Annotated in this window: 3 protein-coding genes and 2 tRNA genes; 2 read left to right on the top strand and 3 right to left on the bottom strand. The window is 65.4% G+C overall.

Translation table 11 applies throughout. The annotated features are described in order from the left end of the window. Positions 1-177: 177 nt before the first annotated feature. From JMF90_RS24290 to JMF90_RS24280, 3 genes are all read right to left on the bottom strand, one after another. Positions 178-264: transfer RNA gene (locus JMF90_RS24290), tRNA-Leu, on the bottom strand. Positions 265-375: 111 nt separating this feature from the next. Further along, entirely contained in the window at positions 376-1365 is a 990-nt protein-coding gene (locus tag JMF90_RS24285) for an aliphatic sulfonate ABC transporter substrate-binding protein (RefSeq protein ID WP_077217785.1), read from the bottom strand. 187 nt (positions 1366-1552) lie between these two features. After that, positions 1553-1639 (bottom strand) — tRNA-Leu (locus tag JMF90_RS24280). A gap of 249 nt (positions 1640-1888) precedes the next feature. Here JMF90_RS24280 and rnr point away from each other — a divergent pair. After that, entirely contained in the window at positions 1889-4375 is a 2487-nt protein-coding gene (rnr, locus tag JMF90_RS24275) for a ribonuclease R (RefSeq protein WP_201316875.1), read from the top strand. A 148-nt stretch (positions 4376-4523) separates the two neighbouring features. Then, the coding region (locus tag JMF90_RS24270; protein WP_305790755.1) for an RNA methyltransferase substrate-binding domain-containing protein at positions 4524-4846 on the top strand (323 nt) is incomplete at its 3' end.

Here is a 4846-nt window from a genome sequence, read left to right as displayed (position 1 = left end):
AATACCGGGTGGCTTGATTGCCGAACCGGCGAGTGCATGGCCCGTGACGGCTGACGCGCCTCCTCGATGTGCGGTGTGATGTCGGCGGGGTAAATGCGTCGACACGAGCACACATATCGATTTGTGCACCGGAAATGAAAAAAGGCCGGCAAAAGCCGACCTTTTTTATAAATCAAGTGGTGCCCAGGAGAGGACTCGAACCTCCACGATGTTGCCACCGCTAGGACCTGAACCTAGTGCGTCTACCAATTCCGCCACCTGGGCACGTTTCGCTTACTGCAGTGCGAAGACCGCTATTGTAGCGTGCCGGCGAAGTCTGTCAACACAATTTCATCCGGAGCGGCAAAAATATTGCGCGCCTTGCGCCGCCGACCGTCACGCGCCGACCGGCTCCGCGCGCTTCGTCGTGAAATTCCAGCGCTGCGCCTGGCTCGTATCGACGCGGGCGGGCAGCAGCCCGGCCGCAAGGAACGTGTCGGCGATCTTCTGCTGTTCACCGAAGTTTTGCGTGACCACCGCGCGGACGAGATAGCTGCGTCGCGCATTCGCACGTGCGATCGTCGCGGCATCGAGCCCCCAGATCGGCGCGAGCGTGTTCGCGGCCTCCTGCGGATGGTCGCGCAGCCACGCGCCGGCCTGCGACAGTTGGTCGAACAGGATCTGGATGACATCGGGGCGTGCGGCGGCGAAGCTGCTCGACGCGAGGTAGTAGCGTTGGTACGACGCGAGTCCGTCGCCGTCGGCCAGAATCCGTACGTCGTGATTCCGGTCGACCGACGCGACATACGGATCCCACGTGATCCATGCGTCGACGCTGCCGCGCTCGAACGCGGCGCGGCCGTCTGCGGGTGTCAGGTAATGGATCGCCACGTCGGCGGGCGCGAGCTTCGCGCGGGCGAGCGCGGCAAGCAGCAGGTAGTGGCTGCCGGCCGCCTTCGTGACCGCGATACGCCGGCCGTTGAGATCGGCGAGCGTGCGCAGCGCGCTGTCCTGCTTGACGACGATCGCCTGCGCCTTCGGCGAAGGTGCCTCCTGCGCGACGTACACGAAACGCGCATGCGCGGCCTGCGCGAAGACCGGCACCGTATCGGCCACGTCCGCGCTGAAGTCGACGGCGCCGACATTGAGCGCTTCGGTCAGTGGCAATCCGCTCGCGAATTCATGCCATGACACGCGCAGGCCGAGCGGCGTCAGCGCCTGCTCGAGCGTGCCGCGCGTCTTGAGCAGCGTGATCAGCGTCGACGACTTCTGGTAACCGATGCGCAGCGTGGCCGGCGCGTTCTCCGCGTGCGCGCGGACACCTGCGGCAGCGAGGCCCGCGGCCAGCATCGCGCGCGCGAATGCGCGGCGGTTCATCGACGTCATGAAGGGTGCTCCTCGTTGGATGCGTTGAAAGCGAGGCGGCTAACGTAACAACGGGGAGCGCGATTGATAACCGATAAATTCTGCTATCGATCGGAGCGGCCGACATAAGGGCCGAGGACGGGCACTCGCGATGCAAGCGCCGAAATGAAAAAAGGCCGGCAAAAGCCGACCTTTTTTATAAATCAAGTGGTGCCCAGGAGAGGACTCGAACCTCCACGATGTTGCCACCGCTAGGACCTGAACCTAGTGCGTCTACCAATTCCGCCACCTGGGCACGTTTTGCAGTAGCTGCTTGCTGCAAAGAAGCGAAATTATAGCGCCCCAATTAACCCTGTCAACACTTTTTTGCGATGCATCGCAAACAGGCCGTCGCCGCGCGTGCTGGCGGCATTCCCGTCTTTTGGCGACACAGGCGGGTGATAGAATGACCCGCCGCCGTCAATATAGAACTGTCTGACGGACACCTCTATGTTGATGCCGTGCACCATCAGTCAACGCAACGAGAACAATCATCGACAAACCCTTGAGCAAATATCCGTACCCCATTCCGAGCCGTGAAGAGATTCTCGGCGTGCTGCGTACGAGCGACGCGCCGCTGGCCGCCAACGACATCGCCGAAGCCCTGTCGATCAAGCGTCAAGAGCGCGAGGGGTTCTTCCGGCGTGTCGCCGCGATGGAGCGCGACGGCCAGATCCGCCTCGACAAGCGTGGCCACTACCAGTTGACCCATCCGTCGAATTTCGTCGCCGGGCGCGTGCAGGGGCATCGCGACGGCTACGGGTTCGTGATCCGCGACGACGGCCAGGACGACCTGTTCTTGCCGAACGGCGAAATGCAGAAGGTGATGCACAACGACCGCGTGCTCGCGCGGATCGTCGGCTACGATCGCCGCGGCCGCCCGGAAGGGCACGTCGTCGAAGTCACGGAACGCGCGAACAAGCGCGTGATCGGCCGCCTGCTGAACGAGAACGGTGCGCTGATCGTCGCGCCGGAAGACAAGCGCATCGGCCACGACATCCTGATCACCCAGAACGTGAAGAAGGCGAAGGTCGGGCAGGTCGTCGTCGTCGAGCTGACCGATTTCCCGAGCCGTCATTCGCAGCCGCTCGGCCGTGTCGTCGAAGTGCTCGGCGATATCGACGATCCGGGCATGGAAATCGAAATCGCGGTGCGCAAGTACGGTGTGCCGCACGAATTCAGCCAGTCGGCGCTCGACGAAGCCGCGGCGCTGCCCGACAAGGTGCGCCCGGCCGACCTGCGTTTCCGCGTCGACCTGCGCGACGTGCCGCTCGTGACGATCGACGGCGAGGACGCCCGTGACTTCGACGATGCCGTCTACTGCGAGCCGGTCAAGGTCGGCCGCGGCGACGGCTTCCGGTTGATCGTCGCGATCGCCGACGTGTCGCACTACGTACAGCCGGGTAGCGGGCTCGACGCCGACGCGCTCGAGCGCAGCACGTCGGTCTACTTCCCGCGTCGCGTGATTCCGATGCTGCCGGAGAAGCTGTCGAACGGCCTCTGTTCGCTGAATCCGCAGGTCGATCGCTGCGTGCTCGCATGCGACATGGTGATCACCGCGCGCGGCGAGATCAAGGCCTACCAGTTCTACCCGGCCATGATCCATTCGGCGGCGCGCCTCACGTACACCGAAGTCGCGGCCGTGCTGTCGAACACGAAGGGGCCGGAGGCCGCGCGCCGCGCCGATCTGCTGCCGCACCTGCAGGATCTGTACGGCGTCTACAAGTCGCTGTTCGCCGCCCGTCAAAAGCGCGGTGCGATCGACTTCGACACGACCGAGACCTACATCGTCTGCAACTCGCAGGGCAAGATCGAGCAGATCGTGCCGCGCCAGCGCAACGACGCGCACAAGCTGATCGAGGAATGCATGCTGGCCGCGAACGTCTGCGCGGCCGATTTCCTGAAGCGCAACAAGCATCCGGGCCTGTACCGCGTGCACGCGGGGCCGACGCCGGAGAAGCTCGAGAACCTGCGCGCGTTCCTGCGCGGCATGGGCCTGTCGCTCGGCGGCGGCGACAAGCCGCATGCGAGCGACTACGCGGCGCTGATGGCGCAGATCCGCGACCGGCCGGACGCGCAGATGCTACAGCCGATGCTGCTGCGCTCGATGCAGCAGGCGGTCTACAGTCCGGACAACATCGGTCACTTCGGCCTCGCGTACGAGGCGTACGCGCACTTCACGAGCCCGATCCGCCGCTATCCGGACCTGCTCACGCACCGTGCGATCTACGCGATCCTGTCGGGCAAGAAGTACACGCCGAAGGCGCCGGAAGGCTTCGAGCTGAACACCGCGCTGTCGCCGCGCGCCCGCGCGATGCAGCAGGCCGACGACGAAGCGCGCAACCGCTCGCGCTCGAACACGGCGATCTGGGAAGAGCTCGGCTTGCACTGCTCGGCGAACGAGCGCCGTGCGGACGAGGCGTCGCGCGACGTCGAAGCGTGGCTCAAGTGCTACTTCATGCGCGACAAGCTCGGCGAGGAGTATGGCGGGATGGTGAACGGCGTGACGTCGTTCGGCATCTTCGTGCAGCTCGACACGCTGTTCATCGAAGGGCTCGTGCACGTGACGGAACTCGGCTCGGACTACTTCCAGTACGACGAGATCAAGAACGAGCTGCGCGGCGAACGCACGGGCATCCGCTATCGCCTGTCGGATCGCGTGCGCGTGCAGGTGAGCCGCGTCGATCTCGATGCGCGCAAGATCGATTTCCGCCTCGTGCGCGATACGCCGGTGAAGGCGCCGCGTCCGTCGCCCGCGCCAGCTGCCGGCATCGATCGCAACGGCAACGGCAGCGGCAATGGCCCGCGCGTGCGTGCGCTGCCGCCGGTGGAGGAAACCGTGCCGCGTCGCAAGAAGGCCGCGAGCGCGCCGAGCGTCGCGGTGCAGGAAGCGCGCGCCGCGCGTGGCGCCGCGAAGAAGAGCGGCGGTGCTGGCGGTGGCGCACCCGCGAAGCCGACTGCGAAGAAGGCTCGCGCCCGCAAGAAGTATTGAGTGTTCGGGGCGGCGTACGCGCACGCCCTGCAGTATCGAGAGACGCCGCGTCACCGGTCATCGGCCGGCCACGCGGCGCTTTCCTTTTCCATGGATCGCGGCTGCGCACGTCGCGCGGCCGCACGTTTGATCGAAGGTTGTTCCAGTCATGTCACGTCTGAAGGTTCTTTACGGTTTTCATGCGGTGACCGCACGTTTGCGGCACGATGCATCGACGGTGGCGGAGGTGCTGTACGACCAGACGCGCCGCGACCGCCGCATGCAGGACTTCCTGCACGCCGCGAAGGAAGCGGGCGTGCGGCTGATCGCAGCCGACGAAACGCGCCTGTGGGGCCTCGCGCACACCGAGCGCCATCAGGGTGTCGTCGCGCGCGTCGAGGACATGCCGCTTGCGCAGAACCTGTCCGAGCTGCTCGACGGCATCAACGGGCCCGCGCTGCTGCTCGTGCTCGACGGCGTCACCGATCCGCA

Origin of the sequence: Burkholderia sp. E168m23 (genome assembly GCF_016586125.1) — a bacterium.
Classification (GTDB): domain Bacteria; phylum Pseudomonadota; class Gammaproteobacteria; order Burkholderiales; family Burkholderiaceae; genus Burkholderia; species Burkholderia orbicola.
The sequence above is the reverse complement of the archived record's forward strand: the minus strand, read 5'-3'. Positions and strand labels throughout refer to the sequence as shown.